Origin of the sequence: Alcanivorax quisquiliarum (genome assembly GCF_023051175.1) — a bacterium.
In the GTDB taxonomy this organism is placed as follows: Bacteria; Pseudomonadota; Gammaproteobacteria; order Pseudomonadales; family Alcanivoracaceae; genus Isoalcanivorax; species Isoalcanivorax quisquiliarum.
The window spans coordinates 1-17,049 of sequence record NZ_JALKII010000008.1 but is presented as its reverse complement, the minus strand read 5'-3'; the positions used below and the strand labels follow the sequence as shown (position 1 = coordinate 17,049).

18 protein-coding genes are annotated in these 17,049 nt (G+C 59.8%); 17 read left to right on the top strand and 1 reads right to left on the bottom strand.

Annotated elements, in window-relative coordinates:
* Nucleotides 1–169 precede the first annotated feature (169 nt).
* On the bottom strand, nucleotides 170–574 hold the full coding sequence (locus MU846_RS11620) for a DUF4279 domain-containing protein (protein WP_246952918.1): 405 nt from the start codon (nucleotides 572–574) through the stop codon (nucleotides 170–172).
* Nucleotides 575–753: 179 nt separating this feature from the next.
* Here MU846_RS11620 and ccmA point away from each other — a divergent pair, with 179 nt between their 5' ends.
* From ccmA to dmpE, 17 genes are all read left to right on the top strand, one after another.
* Entirely contained in the window at nucleotides 754–1,386 is a 633-nt protein-coding gene (gene ccmA / locus MU846_RS11615; RefSeq protein ID WP_246952917.1) for a cytochrome c biogenesis heme-transporting ATPase CcmA, read from the top strand.
* Nucleotides 1,383–2,051, top strand: coding sequence for a heme exporter protein CcmB (gene ccmB / locus MU846_RS11610; protein ID WP_246952916.1), 669 nt, complete (start codon nucleotides 1,383–1,385; stop codon nucleotides 2,049–2,051). Before ccmA ends, ccmB begins: the two co-directional genes overlap by 4 nt.
* Nucleotides 2,052–2,113: 62 nt before the next feature.
* Nucleotides 2,114–3,046 carry a heme ABC transporter permease gene (locus tag MU846_RS11605; RefSeq protein WP_306799386.1) on the top strand — a complete coding sequence of 311 codons (933 nt, stop codon included), beginning with the start codon at nucleotides 2,114–2,116 and terminating at the stop codon, nucleotides 3,044–3,046.
* A complete protein-coding gene (gene ccmD / locus MU846_RS11600; protein ID WP_246952915.1) occupies nucleotides 3,046–3,231 on the top strand; it encodes a heme exporter protein CcmD in 186 nt (61 codons plus the stop codon). Before MU846_RS11605 ends, ccmD begins: the two co-directional genes overlap by 1 nt.
* Entirely contained in the window at nucleotides 3,228–3,677 is a 450-nt protein-coding gene (gene ccmE / locus MU846_RS11595) for a cytochrome c maturation protein CcmE (protein ID WP_246952914.1), read from the top strand. The genes ccmD and ccmE overlap by 4 nt, the downstream gene beginning before the upstream one ends.
* A 253-nt stretch (nucleotides 3,678–3,930) precedes the next feature.
* Nucleotides 3,931–4,161: a bacterioferritin-associated ferredoxin gene (locus MU846_RS11590; RefSeq protein ID WP_246952912.1), complete on the top strand. Its 231-nt coding sequence runs from the start codon at nucleotides 3,931–3,933 to the stop codon at nucleotides 4,159–4,161.
* A 251-nt stretch (nucleotides 4,162–4,412) separates the two neighbouring features.
* On the top strand, nucleotides 4,413–4,889 hold the full coding sequence (gene bfr, locus MU846_RS11585) for a bacterioferritin (protein ID WP_246952910.1): 477 nt from the start codon (nucleotides 4,413–4,415) through the stop codon (nucleotides 4,887–4,889).
* A 372-nt stretch (nucleotides 4,890–5,261) separates the two neighbouring features.
* The gene (locus MU846_RS11580) at nucleotides 5,262–5,978 is read left to right on the top strand and encodes a GntR family transcriptional regulator (protein WP_306799385.1); all 717 of its coding nucleotides are present in this window, start codon (nucleotides 5,262–5,264) and stop codon (nucleotides 5,976–5,978) included.
* Nucleotides 5,979–6,400: 422 nt separating this feature from the next.
* On the top strand, nucleotides 6,401–7,405 hold the full coding sequence (locus MU846_RS11575) for a TAXI family TRAP transporter solute-binding subunit (protein ID WP_246952906.1): 1,005 nt from the start codon (nucleotides 6,401–6,403) through the stop codon (nucleotides 7,403–7,405).
* Nucleotides 7,406–7,440: 35 nt separating this feature from the next.
* Nucleotides 7,441–9,447, top strand: a complete 2,007-nt coding sequence (locus tag MU846_RS11570) for a TRAP transporter permease (protein WP_246952904.1) — start codon at nucleotides 7,441–7,443, stop codon at nucleotides 9,445–9,447.
* A gap of 37 nt (nucleotides 9,448–9,484) precedes the next feature.
* Nucleotides 9,485–10,873, top strand: a complete 1,389-nt coding sequence (locus MU846_RS11565; RefSeq protein ID WP_246952901.1) for an aromatic ring-hydroxylating oxygenase subunit alpha — start codon at nucleotides 9,485–9,487, stop codon at nucleotides 10,871–10,873.
* Entirely contained in the window at nucleotides 10,873–11,382 is a 510-nt protein-coding gene (locus MU846_RS11560; protein ID WP_246952899.1) for an aromatic-ring-hydroxylating dioxygenase subunit beta, read from the top strand. Before MU846_RS11565 ends, MU846_RS11560 begins: the two co-directional genes overlap by 1 nt.
* A gap of 77 nt (nucleotides 11,383–11,459) precedes the next feature.
* On the top strand, nucleotides 11,460–12,497 hold the full coding sequence (locus MU846_RS11555) for a zinc-binding dehydrogenase (protein ID WP_246952897.1): 1,038 nt from the start codon (nucleotides 11,460–11,462) through the stop codon (nucleotides 12,495–12,497).
* A 24-nt stretch (nucleotides 12,498–12,521) separates the two neighbouring features.
* Complete coding sequence (locus MU846_RS11550) at nucleotides 12,522–13,556, top strand: 2Fe-2S iron-sulfur cluster binding domain-containing protein (protein ID WP_246952895.1); 1,035 nt, start codon at nucleotides 12,522–12,524, stop codon at nucleotides 13,554–13,556.
* The gene (locus MU846_RS11545) at nucleotides 13,553–14,410 is read left to right on the top strand and encodes a VOC family protein (protein ID WP_246952893.1); all 858 of its coding nucleotides are present in this window, start codon (nucleotides 13,553–13,555) and stop codon (nucleotides 14,408–14,410) included. Before MU846_RS11550 ends, MU846_RS11545 begins: the two co-directional genes overlap by 4 nt.
* Nucleotides 14,411–14,679: 269 nt before the next feature.
* Nucleotides 14,680–16,140: a 2-hydroxymuconic semialdehyde dehydrogenase gene (locus tag MU846_RS11540; RefSeq protein ID WP_246952891.1), complete on the top strand. Its 1,461-nt coding sequence runs from the start codon at nucleotides 14,680–14,682 to the stop codon at nucleotides 16,138–16,140.
* A gap of 21 nt (nucleotides 16,141–16,161) precedes the next feature.
* Complete coding sequence (gene dmpE, locus MU846_RS11535) at nucleotides 16,162–16,947, top strand: 2-oxopent-4-enoate hydratase (RefSeq protein ID WP_246952889.1); 786 nt, start codon at nucleotides 16,162–16,164, stop codon at nucleotides 16,945–16,947.
* Nucleotides 16,948–17,049 lie beyond the last annotated feature (102 nt).

Below are 17,049 nucleotides of genomic sequence, written 5' to 3'. Positions count from 1 at the left end.
TGCTGGCCGCAGCGCTGTGGTGTGCGCTGGGCCGGAGGGCTGCCAGCAAGGGGGCGATGCGGCGGTTGGCGCACCTGTCGTTGTGCTAAGGCCGTCGTGCTGATTCGCTGTGCCGAACGCCGAACGCCGAACGCCGAACGCCGAACGCCGAACGCCGAACGCCGAACGCTCAAGCGGGCGCATCGAGCCCGAGTTGATCAAAACTCAGCGGCAGGCCCAGGCGTTCGAAGCGCGCCAGCAAGTCGGCGGGTAGATAAAATACCGGGTCGTCCATGAAAAAATACTGTGAGACACCGATGCCGCACCGGTAGCGCTGGCGCAGTTGCGGCAGGCGCTCGCCGAGCCGTTCCAGCTTCAGGCACAGGCGCTCGAAATGATCGCGGTGGCTGGCATCACGATCCAGGTTGCTGGAGAGAATCCAGCGGCTGTCCAGGCGCCGCGCCGGCGGCGTCAGGCCGCCATAGGGATCGCCCGCGCACCAGCTGTCGTCGGGGCTGATGCCTGCCAGCAGCGAGATCGCCTGCGGCGGTTCGCTGAAGCCGAATACCGCAAAATAAACATGATGCTCGTACATGAGCGTTTCTCCAGCCACTGCCCGCCGCGATTCTGGCGTGCTGCGCCGGGCGGATCAATCACCAGCGCCGGCGATGCTTTCATTGCGCCAGATCAAGACAATCCGGGTGGGCGAAGGGCGAACCGGCGGCTGCAGCGTGATATACTGCGCCGCCGCCGGACCTGCCTCAGTGAGAGTACGTGAGCCCGACCACACCCACATCACCCATTCTGCGGGTTGAACAGCTTGGCTGCGAGCGCGACGAGCGGATATTGTTCCGTGATCTTGCCTTTCAGGCCTGCGCTGGCGAGATCTGGCAGGTGGCCGGAGCCAACGGCACCGGCAAGACCACGCTGCTGCGCATTCTCGCTGGCCTGCACGGTTTCCATGATGGCCGCGTACGCTGGCAAGTGCCGGGCGCCCGGCACGCCAGCGCCCATGACCAGATCCTGTTCCTTGGCCACCTCGCTGGCCTGCGAGAAGAGCTTACCGCCCAGGAAAACCTGCGTTGGCTGTGTGCCTTGCATGATCAGCCGGCTGCGATGATTCCCGCCGCGCTGTCGGCGGTCGGCCTGGCCGGCTACGACGATGCACCCGTTGCTACGATGTCGGCGGGCCAGAAGCGGCGTGTGGCGCTGGCCCGGCTATGGCTGCCGGGCAAGGCGGTCTGGATTCTGGATGAGCCTTTCACTGCGATTGATGCCACCGGCGTCGAGATGATCGAGCAACGGCTGCGCAAGCAGGCTGCTGCCGGCACGCTGGTGATTTACACTTCGCATCACCGGCTGGCGACGGATACCCGGCAGATTCACCTCGGAGGGCAGGGCGCATGAGCGTATTTGCTGCCACGCTACGCCGGGAGCTGTTGCTGGGGCTGCGCACGCCAGCGGAAATCATCAATCCGCTGTTTTTCTTTGTGGTGGTGGTCAGCCTGTTCCCGCTGGCCCTGACGCCCTCCCCGGAGACGCTGCGCCTGCTGGCGCCGGGCGTGGTCTGGGTGGCAGCCCTGCTGGCGGTGATGTTGTCACTGGACAGCCTGTTCCGCCGTGACGAGGAATGCGGCGCGCTGGAGCAGCTGCTGGTGGCGCCGGGCGAATTGTATCTACCTGTGCTGGCGCGGTTGTGCGCGCACTGGTTGCTGACCGGCCTGCCGCTGGTGCTGGTGGCGCCGCTGCTGGGTTATATGACGTATTTGCCGGTAGAGGTGCTGGACACGCTCTGGCAAAGCTTGCTGCTGGGCACGCCGGCGCTCACGGTAATCGGCGCGATAGGCGCGGCATTGACGGTGAGTGTGCGCCGCGGGGGCATCCTGCTGGCGTTGCTGGTGCTGCCGCTTTATGTGCCGGTGCTGGTATTTGGCGCTGGCAGTGTCGGGCGGGCGCTGGATGGCATGGAGGTCAGCAGCGTGCTGGCTGTTTTAGGCGCTATATTGGCGTTGGCAGTGAGCCTGGGGCCGTTTGCCGTGGCGCTGGGGCTGCGTATATCCAGCGGTGACTGAGTGCAGTGCAGAGCAGCGTAAGGCAGAGCAAGGAAACCGATGACGTACACGCGAGTAGAGGCATGACTGAAACAGCGCGGCCGGTGCCCGGCCATTTCTACCTGTGGAGCGGCCTGGGGCTGCTGGTGGCTGTGGCGCTGTATGTATTCTGGCAGGCACCGCAGCCCAATCGCACGGTGCTGGTGGTGGGCGGATACCTGCTGTCAGTGCTGTTCTATTTCGGTGCGGTACGTTATCCGCATTGGTACTGGCAGGCGCTGGTGCGCTGGTATCACCAGCTCGGCTCGCCACGGCATTTCTATCGCATCAGCGGTGTGTTGCTGCCTTATCTGGTGGCGCTCAGCGGCGGCTTGCTGCTGGTGGGGCTGATCTGGGGTCTGGCGTTCTCGCCGCCGCATCACGAGCAAGGGAACAGTTACCGCATCATTTATCTGCATGTGCCTGCCGCCAGCGGCGCCATGATGGGCTATATGGCGATGGGTATCTGCGGGCTGGTGTCGCTGGTGTGGCGCATGAAGATGGCCGAAGTGGCGATCAAGGCAATTGCGCCCTTTGGTGCCACACTGGCTGCGGTGGCGCTGATTACCGGCGCTATCTGGGGCCGGCCGACATGGGGCACCTACTGGATCTGGGACGCCCGGCTGACCTCGATGCTGATTCTGTTCTTCATGTATCTGGGTGTCATGGGCTTGCAGAACGCCATTGCCGATCCGCGCCAGGCGGGCCGCGCCGCGAGCCTGCTGAGCCTGGTGGGCATCATCAATGTGGTGATCGTGCGCTATTCGGTGGATTGGTGGCATAGCCTGCATCAGGGCAGTTCCATGAGCATCTTCGGTGCAGGCGGCAGCCAGATTCACCCGAGCATGCTGGCGCCGCTGCTGATCTCCATGTTCGGTACCTATTTCCTGTTCGCTGTGGCCGTGCTGATTCGCACACGCACTGAAGTGCTGTGGCGCGAACGCCGCAGCCGCTGGGTGAAGGAGGTATTGCGCTGATGTATTTCGAGTCTTGGTCGGCGCTGTGGCAAATGGGCACCCACGGCCCGTATGTGTGGAGTGCTTTTGGTATCGGGGTGGCGTTGATCGCTGCCAATGTGGCCTGGGCGCTGTGGCACAGCCGCACTGTGCGAGCTGATCTGAAACGACAACTTCAACGACAGGCAATGCAGGAGAAGCCATGAATCCGGTACGCAAACAACGGCTGCTTATCGTGCTCGGCGCCTTTGCCGGTGTCGCGCTGGCAGTCGGGCTGTTGCTGTACGCAATTTCGGGCAACATCAATCTGTTCTATACCCCGCAGCAGGTGGTATCGGGCGAAGCGCCCGTGGGCCAGCGTATGCGCGTGGGCGGGCTGGTGGTGGACGGCACGGTGCGCCGTGATGCGGAAAGCCTGAAAGTGCAGTTTGATATTACCGATGGTGCGGGCTCGTTTACCGTCTACTATCAGGGCATCCTGCCGGATCTGTTTCGCGAAGGGCAGGGCGTGGTGGCCAACGGCACGCTGGTGAGCCAGCAGCGTTTCGAGGCTACGGAAGTGCTGGCCAAGCATGATGAAACCTATATGCCGCCGGAGGTGCAGGACGCACTGGAGCGAGCGGGCCACCCGGCCGCAGCAGGCGGGGTCTGACACGGCGGCTTGGCCGGAGCAGTGAACGCTGCGCCGGCCTGATTGCTGCGTTGTTACCCTTTTTTTTCCTTCGCCCTTTCCATGTTCTCGCAAATTGTTGTGTTTTCTGGCATTGATGTTCTCGTAAGGCAATGAATTGACTGGTTTATTTTTTTGGAAGCAGGAGGTGCGACTGCTTCCTGAAACCACTTGATAATCATTATCATTAGCCTTACTATCTCGTTCATCGGATCACTGACTACGGATCAATCTGATGTACGTTTGTCTCTGCAAGGGCATCACTGACGGCCAGATACGGGATGCAGTCCACCAGGGCTGCGATAGTTTGCGCGATCTTCGTCGGGAACTCGGGGTGGCGAGTCAGTGTGGCAAGTGCGCCCGCCAGGCGCGTGAGGAGATTCGGTCCGCCCGTGCCGAAGCTGCTGCGCAGGTTTATGTAGCCAGGCAAGCCGAGCCGGTCATGTTCATACCCCAGCCGGCTTGAGCGTACTGTTGTTTTTTCCGTTAGCGATCTGATCCGGCACACCAGGGCCGCCCTTGGTGTGTCGCGTTTTATTCTGCCTTGAATCAATTCGTGCTTTCGTCCTCTCCTTTCCGCTCTTGTTATTGCAGTCAAGAGCGATAGTCATTGGCGTTCTGTTTCCCGCTTTCGTTTGCCGCTGAGAATGCGCGGTTGCACCCCGACGGCCGGTCGCCAACAATAGAGTCCCCCGCGATTTCCGATGGAGCAAGACCATGCAAGGTGATACGAAAGTGATCGAGTACCTCAACAAGGCTTTGGGGAACGAATTGGTCGCGATTAACCAGTATTTCCTGCACGCACGGATGTATCAGGACTGGGGCCTGGAGAAGCTGGGCCGCAAGGAATACGAAGAATCTATTGACGAGATGAAGCACGCCGACAAGCTGATTCAGCGTATTCTGTTTCTGGAAGGCATTCCCAACCTGCAGGATCTGGGCAAGCTGAGGATCGGTGAAAATACCGTGGAAATGCTCAAGTGCGATCTGCAACTTGAATACGATGCGGTGCCATTGCTGCGTGATGCAATCGAATACTGCGATTCGGTGAAAGATTACGTTTCGCGTGACCTGTTCAACGAAATCCTCGAATCCGAAGAGGAGCACATCGACTGGCTGGAGACACAGCTGGGCCTGATCGACAAGGTGGGTCTGGAAAACTTCCTGCAATCACAGATGGACGTCGAAAGCTGATCGCCTGACGGGCAACATCAGCGACCGTCGGCCCACCAGGGCTGGCTCTTGCGCCCCGTGATCGAGCTGCCTGAGGTGGTTCGGCAGCGGGGCGTTGTGCATTCGGACTGCGGTTTCCTATTTGCCACTGTGGGGTTGTTCAGCGAGCCAGCACTGCCCTTTGGTGCAGGCGTTGCCGTCGCTCTGGCGCGTGCTGTATCGCCGTTCAGGGCGCAGTGGATTTACCGGATAGCGGTTTATATGGTTATCATATAAGCCGCACACATTAAAAATACGCTACCTGCCTGGCTGCCACGACAGGGCCAGTGAACGCCGGTGCTACTGCCGGGCCGCACGGCAAAGCCACATGAATCCTTTCAAAATAGGTGTTGAATGAATATGTCAGGGGCGCCTTCGCCGTATGATGACGGAAGGCCTAAGACACTGACCGATCAGGCCTACCTGATGCTGCGAGCCGATGTGATCGCAGGCCGTCTGAAGCCCGGCGCCAAGTTGCGCGTCGAGCAGTTGCGTGGCCAGTACGAGGTGGGGGCCACCCCGCTGCGTGAGGCACTCAGTCGTCTCAGCGCCGATGGTTTTGTCATATCCGAGGGCCAGCGTGGCTTTCGTGTCGTGCCCATGAGTGTGGCGGACCTCCAGGACATTACGCAGGTTCGTATCCTGATTGAGACAGAAGCCCTGCGAAACAGCATTACCAATGGCAATGAGGCCTGGGAAGAAAGATTGGTGGCGGCGTATTACCGGCTCTCGAAACTGGAAGAGGGCCAAGGCAGCTTCAGTGCGCGCGAGCGGGCTAACGAAGAATTTCATGCGGCGCTGTTGTCGGGCTGCCGTTCACCATTGCTGCTGCGCATGCACCGTACGCTTTACGATCAGCACAAGCGCTATCGCAATATTTCACTGCTTACCGAGCATGTGCCGCGTGACGTGCACGAGGAGCACCGGGCTATCTATGACGCCGCACTCGGTCGCCGGGCGGAGGAAGCCTGTGAGGCGACCGGCCTGCATATCCGCCGCACGATGGAGGTCACACTGGAAGTGTTCCGGCGCGCTGAAGAAGCCGCAAGCGCTGAAGCCGAAGTACGCTGACTCGCCCCTCGGAGCCAGAGTGGCTGCGGGGGTTCTTCCTTCCACCAAACCCTACACACCCAAGCCTGTTTTCTCTCTTCCTGCTGCGGCGGGGCTTCGCCGGCCCGACTACGATAAGGTGGACGGCGCCAGCGAACCCTGCCTAATATGTGAGCACTGATATCGTTACGATATCACCCATCGCCGGCAAGCCGGGACGCCTGTCACCACGTCATTTCGCGCGCAGTTTGCATGGACTGTCGTCTGCACGAACGCTAACTAGATGATTTCTAATGATTTTCTCGTTTTATCTAGATTGGCGAATAATTTATATATTTTATTGAAAAATCGGTAAGCGCTGCTATAGTCGTTCTTATCAGCCCTGCGGAGCGCTACCCGCAGGGCGATGATATATACCGACAAAAATACGGGAGAACACAGCCATGATGCTGAAGAAGCCAGTAATGATCGCGCTGTTGGTTGCCGGCGCGGCAGCAATGCTCAACTCGGCCCATGCGAGCACCTTGCGCCTGTTGACGGCGCCCACCGGCTCCATCGTCCACTCCACCGGCTCTGCCATCGCGAGCGTCGTCTCACAGAAAACCGATTACACGGTGCTGGCTGCGCCGATGTCCGGCCCGCAAGTCTATGTGCCACAGGTTGACGCCGGTCGCGCCCAGTTCGCGCTGTTGAATGCGGCGGATGCACACGAAGCGTTCGTTGGCGGCGTGGGTTATCGCAAGGAATATCGCAATCTTCGCCTCGCCGCAGTGGGCTTCACCAATGAACTCGGCATTATCGTGCGTCGTGACTCCAATATTCGCACCGGTGCAGATCTCAAAGGGCGGCGCGTGAGTGGGGCTTTCTCCGCACACAAGACCTGCGAACAGCTGGCGACGGCTCAGATGGCTAACCTCGGGCTCGACTGGGAAGACGTCACGGTCGTACCGGTCACGCACTCGCGTACTGCGGTGCAGGCGTTGGGCGAAGGCCGGGTAGACGCTGCCATGTGTGTGCCCCTGGGCCAGGCTATCGTGCAGGAAATCAACGCGCAGACCCCGATCCGTTTTATCAGCATGAACAGTGATGAGGCTGCGGTGGCGCGCACCCGTGCTGCTTTCCCGGCGGGTGAGCTGGCGAGCTACAAGGCTGGTGATTCGGTCGGCCTGATCGACGATGCCTATGTCTGGAGCTATCCGTTTTATCTGGCGGTGAACAAAGATGTGCCGGATGAGCAGGTCTACACCGTGGTGAAAATGATCAGCGAACATATTGGGGAGCTGCGTGCCATTAGTGGTGTTTTCAATCGTTGGTTGCCGGAAGGCATGATCGCCGACAACCTCACGCTGCCCGTGCATGACGGCGCCAAACGCTTCTATGAAGAGCAGGGCCTGTGGACCGACAGTATTGAACAGCATAGCGCTGCACTGCTCGAAGCAGCCCGCTGACTGTTTTCTACGCGCAAAGCGAGAGGTGACACGTCGTGATAGAAGAAAAGATTCAGCGCATCGTGAAGGAGGACACCGGGGCGGCCAGTGATCGGCTGCAAGGCGGCTGGCTCCTGCTAACCAGAGTGCTGTTGGCAGCCATCCCGGTGGCGGGCATTCTTTATGCCTTCAGTGTCCCGTCCTACTTCGGTTACGCAATCTGGGGCGAGCAAGCATCTCTGGCGGTGCTTGGTCTGGCAATGTCCGTCACTTTTCTGCTCAAGCCAGCCCGGGTTAACACGCCGGTGCTGGCATCAGGACGGCCGCCGTTGTTCGATATTTTTTGTGCGGCATTGAGCTTCTTGCTGTGCCTGCAGACAGCCATTCGCTACGAGTGGCTGATGTCGATCGGCTTCATGGGCATGGGGGCGGAATATTATCTGAACCTGGTGGTCGCTGCTGTATCAATCGCGCTGTTGATCGAGGCGGTACGTCGTCTGACCGGGCCGACAATGGCGATTCTGGTGTTGATCTGTCTGGTGTATGCGGCGTTCGCCGACAAGATGCCCGGCGCACTGCAAGGGCAGGCGCCGGAGCTGGATTTCCTGTTCAGCTACCTGCATCTGGATGCTAGTGGAATGCTGGGTACGCCTCTGGCCGTGGTGGTTTCAACGGTTATTGCTTATGTATTGCTGGGCAATGCCCTGTTCCGCCTTGGCGGCGGTCAGCTGTTCATGGATCTCCCTCTGGCCGCAATGGGCCGCTACCGAGGTGGTCCGGCAAAGGCGTCGGTATTGGCCTCGTCGATGTTTGGCTCAATCTCCGGCAGTGCGGTAGCTAATGTCGCCACCACCGGGATTGTCACTATTCCGTTGATGAAAAAAAGTGGCTACAAGCCGCAGCAGGCGGCCGGTATTGAGGCGGTCAGCTCTACAGGCGGACAATTGTTGCCGCCAATCATGGGAGCGGCCGCGTTCATCATGGCGGAGTTTCTTGGGATTCCCTACGCCCAGGTAGCTCTGGCTGCCCTCATTCCGGCGATCTTGTTCTATGTGGCAATGCTGGTTCAAATTCACCTTCATGCAGCTCGTCACGGGATGCGGCCGATGACGGCGGAGGAGCGCCCGAACGCAAGGCTGGCGCTGCGTCGTTACTGGCCGTTCCTGATCCCGTTGCTGATGCTGTTCGCACTGCTGTTTGCTTTCCGCTGGTCCCCTGAACAAGCGGCTTTCGCCAGCCTGCTCGCGACCTTGCTGGCTGCGAAAATAGTGGGGGAGCACTCCGTCGGCTGGCGTTCGCTGCTCGGCATTCTTGAAGCAACCGGACGCAGCCTGCTGGAAATCGCCACTATTACTGCCGCAGCAGGGCTGATCGTCGGGGTGCTGTCTCTGACGGGGCTGAGCTTCTCGCTGGGGCTGACAATTGCCGATGTGGCTGGCTCCATGCCGTTGCTGCTGCTGTTTATTACTGCGATTACGGCCATCGTGTTCGGCATGGGTATGCCTACGACTGCGCTGTATGTACTGATGGCTGCGCTGGTCGCACCGGTGTTGGTGTCAGCTGGCTTCGACCCGCTCGCAAGCCATCTGTTCGTGCTCTATTTCGGCGTGTTGTCGATGATTACGCCGCCGGTATGCCTGGCCGCGTTCGCCGCCGCTTCATTGGCAGGGGCGCCATTCATGCGCTCTGGTTGGGAGGCAATGCGCTTCGGTGCAATTGCATTCCTGGTGCCGTTTGTTTTTATCGCTTACCCGGCATTGCTGCTGCAAAGCGATATGAGTAGCTCGCAATGGATCGGTACGTTGATCGCCTTCGCCACTGCCATGTTTGGTTTCCTGATGATCGGCGCGGCCATCGAAGGCTATCTGTTTCGCCATCTGAAAACACTGGCCCGGTTGTTCACCGCCGTGGCAGGTGTGTTGTTGATGATGCCGGAAGGCGGGGCGCTGATCATTTTCGAGGGCGTGCCCACTGACACCATTGGTTTGATCATGGGCTGCGTGATCATTGCCGTCACCTGGTGGCAATCTCGACAAGTCAAATCCTATGCACTGGGCCATTGAGCCGGGTACGAAACGAGTAGTCAGGAGGAGAAAGACAATGACTCAGAATACAAGCCAGCGGATCAGCGTTGAGCAAGCGCATGATGCCGATCCGAACCTGGAAGCGCTGCGCGAGCGTGCTGCGCGTATGGTCGACAGTCGCCTCAGCGAGGGTGTGTTCCGGGTCGATCGCAGCATCTACACCGATGAAGAGCTGCACGAGCTGGAAGTCAAGAATATTTTCGAGAAAGACTGGGTGTTTCTGTGCCACGAAAGCCAGATACCCAATCCGGGCGACTATTACTCGACGCTGATCGGGCGCCAGCCAGTGCTGGTGATCCGTGACAAGGACGGCACTATCAACGCGTTCATCAATGCCTGTGCTCACCGTGGTGCGCTGCTGACCGAGCGTCGCCAGGGTAATGCCACCACGCTGCGCTGCCGCTTCCATGGCTGGTGCTTCAACACGCAAGGAAAATGTGTGCGTGTGAAGAATGAAAAAACCGGCTGGCCGGACGGCGTCGACAAGTCGGCGATGGGCCTCAAGCACATCGGCCAGGTCGGAAGCTATCGCGGCTTTGTGTTCGGCAGTCTGGTAGCGGAAGTGCCGACCCTGGAAGAGCATCTGGGTGAAGCCAAAGTATTCATCGACATGCTGGCGGATCAATCACCGGAAGGCATCGAAGTGATTGGGGGCTATTCCGATTACGTGATTCGCGGCAACTGGAAAATGCAGGCCGAAAACGGTGTCGATGGCTATCACGTCAGCACCGTGCACCGGGTCTTTGCCGACACGGTGGCACAGCGTGAAACCCGTCAAGGCCGCGACGGCATGGCAAAAACAGAAGCAGGTCGGATCGCCGGTATTGTCCCGACCGGCTGCTACGACCTGGATGGCGGCCACATGGTGATCTGGGCCGAACGCGCCACCCCGGAAGTGGGGCCGCTGTGGGAAGCTCGTGAGGAGTTGCTGACCCGTGTGTCGGAGGAGCAGGTGAACTGGATGGTTGGCCGTGGGCGCAACCTGCTGGTATTCCCCAACGTACTGTTTATGGATCAGCCTTCTACGCAGATTCGTATCTTCCGTCCACTGTCGGTGGATCGCACGCTGGTGACGGTGTACTGCATCGCACCGAAAGGCGAGAGCGCGGAAGCTCGCACAGCGCGGATTCGCAAATTCGAAGACTTCTATATGGTGACGGGCATGGCCACACCGGATGATCTGGCTGCGTTGGAAGACTGCCAGACCGGTGCCCGCGGCGAAGCCGCCCGCTGGACCGATGTCACCCGTGGACTGAGCAGCATGATTGAAGGCCCGGACGAAGACGCCAAGGCTATCGGCCTGAACCCGGTGTCCAGCAACAACGACTGGGACTTTGAAACACTGTATTACAGCTTCTACCGCAAATGGCTGAAGCAGATGACCGGCAAAGGGGAGATCAACTGATGACCGCCATGCTCAACGATCAATACCTGCGGGTAATGGAAGTCACCGAGTTGCTTGCACGCGAAGCCGATCATATTGATCGCCGCGAATGGCAGGCATGGGTCGACATGTACACGCCGGATTCCGAGTTCTGGATGCCGGCGTGGCGCAACGAGGACGAGATCACCGAAGATCCGCTGAAAGAAATCAGCCTGATCTATCTACCGGATCGCGGCATCGAAGATCGCGTGTTCCGCTTTACCTCGGGCGACTCCTACGCCTCGACGCCGCTGCCAACCACCAGCCACTGCGTCGGCAGCGTGCGGGTGCTGTCTGATGACGGCGAGACAGTGGAAGCCAGCGCCAAGGCAATCGTCGCCACCATGGATCCGCGCATCGGCAACATCGTGCGCGGCGTGTGGTACGACTACCTGCTGGTGCGTATTGATGGCGAGCTGAAGATCAAGCGCAAGAAAGTGACCTTCCTTGAGCGCGTGATTGACGGCACCGTGGATGTTTACAACGTCTGATGCTGACCCAGCCGCCCGGCACTGAAATCCCGGTGCCCGGCGGTTGAACCCGAACGGCGGAATTTACGGAGACTACGATGCTCGCATTGTGCAAGACAGCGCCCGAAGTGGATGGGCTGGAGCTACGCCAGATCGACAAGCCGAGCCCCGGCGCCGGCGAGATCCGCCTGCGTGTACGTTTTGCCGGCGTGTGCGGCACCGACATGCATATCTATCACTGGGCACCGCGCATGGCACGGCGCATGGTGCTGCCGCGAGTCATGGGCCACGAAGTCTGTGGCATCGTCGACGAAATCGGTGAGGGTGTCACCGGTATCAAGCTGGGCGATCAGGTAAGCCTGGAGAGCCATATCTCCTGCGGTCATTGCCGTCCGTGCATGCTTGATCAGCGGCATCTTTGTGTGGATACCCGATATCCAGGCATCGATGTGGATGGCGGTTTTGCCGAATGGGTGGTGGTGCCAGCCAGCATCGCCTGGATCAATCCGCCGGATTTCTCGCCGCGGCTGTCGGCGATGATGGAGCCGTTCGGTATCGCCGTGCACGCCTGCGGCGAAGGCACTGGCGTGTCCGGGCAGCGCGTGCTGGTAAACGGTTGCGGGCCGATTGGCCTGATGGCGGTAGCTGCTGCGCGCGCACTGGGTGCGCGTCAGGTGATTGCCGCCGATCTCAATCCGGTGCGCCTGGGCACCGCAGAAGCGCTAGGTGCCAGCCATTGCATCAACCCGGCCTCCCATGATCTGACCAAGGAAGTGCTGGCGCTCACCGGCGGTGAGGGCGCCGATGTGGTGATCGAACTGACCGGCGCGGAGGCCGGCCTGCACGCTGCATTGGCCTCGTTACGTCGTGGTGGCGATTTCCGCCTGATCGGTGCGCCATCGCACCCGGTGACGCTGGATCTGACGCAGTGGGTAAGAACCGGCCCCACCATTCACAGCATTCATGGCCGCCGTATCTGGCGCAGCTGGAGCGAAGCGGCCGATCTGATTGCGGACGGGCGTGTGGATCTGTCACCGCTGGTATCGCATATCGTACCGCTGGAAGACGCACGCGATGCGTTTCAGCTGGTACTGGACGGGCAGGCCGTAAAACCGCTGTTGTCGGTACACGGCTGACAGGCCCCTTCAGGAGAGAGTCCGATGTCGAATAAATACAACATTACCTGTGTGTTCGAAGATGGTGCGACCACCCATTTCCATACCTCGGCCATCGAAACGGTCTATTCCGCCGCCTTGCGTAGCGGCTTGACTCTGGAGACGGACTGCCGCGAAGGCGCTTGCGGCGTCTGCAAGGCATTTCTTGCAGACGGGCAGTGCGACATCGGCGATGTGAGCGACGAGGCGCTGACCGAGGACGAACAGGAAGAAGGTTTCCTGCTGGCCTGCCAGGCGCGCGCACGCTCCGACATGGTGCTGGAGTTCGCCTACCCGCTGTCGATGCTGAAGAAAGAAGTAGCCGTCATCGATGCCCGCATCAGCGAGCTTGAGCCGGTTGCGGATAACGTCATGCGTCTGGTGCTGGAGAGCGATGCCGACACACCGGTATTTCTTGCCGGCCAGTATGTGAACATGACCGTTCCCGGCCGCGTGCCGGCGCGCAGTTACTCATTCGCCAATGCGCCGGGCGATAACGAGAAAATGGAGTTCTTCGTGCGACTGCTGCCGGAAGGTGCGATGAGCGATTGGCTGCGTGACCATGCCAAAGTGGGCGACAGCCTGCAGGTGCAGGGCAGCTACGGCCAGTTTTTCCTGCGGCCGCCACGCGCCGGGCGCGTGGTGATGGTGGCGGGTGGCACCGGGCTTGCACCGATGCTGAGCATGCTGGCGCAACTGAAAGCCAGCGGTAATCCGATGCCGCAGGTGACGCTGCTTTATGGCGCCAATTTTGCCGGCGAGCTGTTCGGGCAAGAACGTATCGCCGAGTACGGTGATAACGTCACGCTGCATCGGGTGGTGGTCAACGGTGAAGACGGCTGGCAAGGCCAGACCGGATTCGTCACCGACCTGCTCGCTGATGGCTTGCTGGATGACGCCGCCAGCACCGATGCCTATCTGTGCGGCCCGCCGCCGATGATCGATGCAGCACGCGAAAAACTGCTGGCTCTGGGTGTGCCCTCGGCGCGCATCTTCGCCGAGAAGTTTCTCCCGGCCACCAGTGTAGAGGGGGCAGCATGATCAATCTGCATGATATTCGTTATGTGCGCCTGGGCACGCCCGATGTGGAGGCCGCAACCCGTTACTGTACCGAGATTCTCGGTTTGCAGAAAATACGTACTCAGGGCAATGCCGTTTACTTTCGTTCGGATGATCGTGATCACACACTGGTCTATTTCGAGGGTGACGCCCGCGATCACGCCACCGCGTTCGAGCTGCACTCCTTCGAGGCGCTGGAAGTTGCCCGCAAGGTTTTACAGCAGGCCGGCACGGATTCGCATTGGGGCACGGATCAGGAATGCGAACAGCGCTTTGTACGCGCCTTCGTCTGGTTCCTTGATCCATCCGGCAACCGCATCGAGCTGATCTGGCGGCCGCAGCACTCCGGCTGGCGGTATTTTCCGTCGCGGGACGCGGGTATCACCGGGTTCTCGCATATCGGTTTGCGCAGCACGGATCTGGTTCGTGATGAAAAATTCTGGACGCAGATCATGGGCGCGCGCGTCTCGGACTGGATCGGTGATGCGCCGCTGCTGCGTATCGACGAGATCCACCACAAGATCGCGTTGTTCCCGTCGGAATATCCCGGCGTGCAACATATCAATCATCAGGTGCAGAGCATCGATGACATCATGCGTTCGTGGTATTTCCTGCAAGAGAAAGGCGTGAATATCACCTTCGGGCCGGGCAAGCATCCGACCTCAACGGCAATGTTCCTCTACTTCGAGGGGCCGGACGGCATGATCTTCGAATACTCCAGCGGCGTGCGCAGTATCGAAGATGAGGCAAGCCACTTGCCGCGGCAGTTCCCGTTCGAACCAGTGGGCTTCTGCATGTGGGGAGCGCGCCCGAACATCAAGGAATTCAAGACCTGACGTCAGGCCGGGGCGCCATGGCGGCGCGCCGGGTTGTTCAGGCAAGGGTGAAAATTTGGCAGGCGTGGTGCAGCGAACGCTGCACCTGGCCCAGCAGAAATGCGGGCTTTTTTTAACGCCTGATCATAAAAATCGAGATTAAGGCGAAATATCTATTGATGTGTCGCCGGTATCTGAAATCCAGGGCAAACGCCACCGATCCGCGGGTGACGTGGCAAGGGTAGAGCAAGCCGGGCACAGCGCCCGCTGATGATCCGAGGACTCAGTACATGAAAGAGATCAAGCATTTTATCAATGGAGAATACGTGCCCTCCGCACAACGTGGCACCTTCGAGAACCGAAACCCCGCCAATGGGGAGCTGTTGGCCCTGGTGCATGAGGGCGGTGAAGAAGAGGTGGGTCGCGCAGTGGCCGCCGCCCGCGCAGCGCTTCAGGGTGAGTGGGGCCGGATGCCGACGGAACAGCGCATGGCGCTGCTGCATAAAGTGGCCGACGGTATCAATGCTCGTTTCGATGAATTTCTCGAAGCGGAATGCCTGGATACAGGCAAGCCGAAATCCATGGCGTCGCATATCGATATCCCCCGTGGTGCCGCCAACTTCAAGATATTTGCTGATCTGGTGCGCAATGTGCCCACCGAAAGCTTTCTGATGGATACACCGGATGGCACTGGCGCCGTTAACTACGCGATCCGCAAGCCACGCGGTGTGATCGGTGTGATCGCGCCCTGGAACCTGCCGCTGCTGCTGATGACCTGGAAAGTCGGCCCGGCGCTGGCGTGCGGTAACACGGTGGTGGTCAAGCCGTCCGAAGAAACACCACATACCGCCGCCCTGCTGGGCGAGGTGATGAACGATGCAGGGATTCCTGCCGGCGTCTATAACGTGGTGCACGGCTTCGGCCCGAAATCAGCAGGTGAATATCTCACTCAGCACAAGGATGTCGACGGCATCACTTTTACCGGTGAAACCTCCACGGGTAAATCGATCATGAAAGCCGCTGCGGAAGGGTTGCGCCCGATCTCCTTCGAGCTGGGGGGCAAAAATGCCGCCATCGTATTTGCTGACGCCGATATGGACAAAGCCATCGAAGGCACCATGCGTTCGGTATTTGCCAACTGCGGTCAGGTTTGCCTGGCGACAGAGCGCGTGTACGTCGAACGCCCGATTTTTGATGAATTCGTGCAGCGTCTGAAAGAGGGCGCCGAACAACTGAAACCGGGCTGGTGGCAGGATGACGACGTGAGCTTCGGCCCGCTGATCAGCCGCCCGCATCTGGACAAGGTGCTGTCCTATTACGAAAAAGCCCGCGCTGATGGCGCCACCATCGTTACCGGGGGCGGCCGCCCGAAAATGGCGGAAGAGCTGGGCAATGGCAACTGGGTCGAGCCCACCATCTGGACCGGGTTGTCGGAAGATTCCGCCGTGGTGCGCGAAGAGATCTTCGGCCCTTGCTGCCACATTCGCCCGTTCGATACAGAGGAAGAAGCCATCGCGCTGGCCAACGATACCGAGTATGGCCTGGCAGCTGCGGTCTGGACCGAGAACCTGACACGCGCGCACCGGGTGGCGGCACAAATGGAAGTGGGCCTGTGCTGGGTCAACAGCTGGTTCCTGCGTGATCTGCGCACGCCTTTTGGTGGCAGCAAGCAAAGCGGTATTGGTCGCGAGGGCGGGGTGCACGGGCTGGAGTTTTACGCCGAGCTGTCCAACGTCTGTATCAAACTTTGACGCCGAAACGGGAGATGACATATGAACGATAACAAGATTCAGCAATACGGCGACGAGTTGTACAACGCGCTGCGCAACTGTTCCACCGTGACGCCGCTGACAGAGCGCGAGCCGGAGATCACGCTGGACGATGCCTACCGAATTTCCCTGAAAATGCTTGAGCGTCGCCTGGCGGATGGCGAGCAGATCATCGGCAAGAAAATCGGTGTCACCAGCAAGGCGGTACAGAACATGCTGAATGTGTACCAGCCTGATTTCGGCTACCTGACTGATCGCATGATCTACGCCAACGGCGATGAAATAAAAATCGAAGGTCAGCTGATCGCCCCGCGTGCAGAAGGCGAGATTGCCTTTGTGCTCAAGCGCGATCTGATCGGGCCCGGTGTCACCAATGCGGAAGTCATTGCCGCCACCGAGTGCGTCATGCCGTGCTTCGAGATCATCGATTCACGCATCCACGACTGGAAAATAAAAATCCAGGACACGGTGGCCGATAACGCCTCCTGTGGTGTGTTTGTGCTCGGTGATGCGGCGCGACTGCCATCAGAAATTGACCTCACCACTTGCGGCATGGTGATGGAAAAGAACGGTGAGATCGTGGCCACTGGCGCGGGTGCTGCTGCGCTGGGTTCACCGGTCAACTGCATCACCTGGCTGGCGAATACGCTCGGCTTGCTGGGTGTTCCGCTGAAAGCCGGTGAAGTGATTCTCTCCGGCTCACTGGTGCCGTTGATGCCGGTTGCAGCCGGCGATCATATTTCCGTAGCAGTCGGTGGCCTGGGCCACTGTGACGTGCGGTTCGGATAACGGAGGCGCTATGAAACGCAAGGCAGCCATCATCGGCTCCGGCAACATCGGCACCGATCTGATGATCAAGATCCTGCGCCACGGCAAGGCCGTGGAAATGGG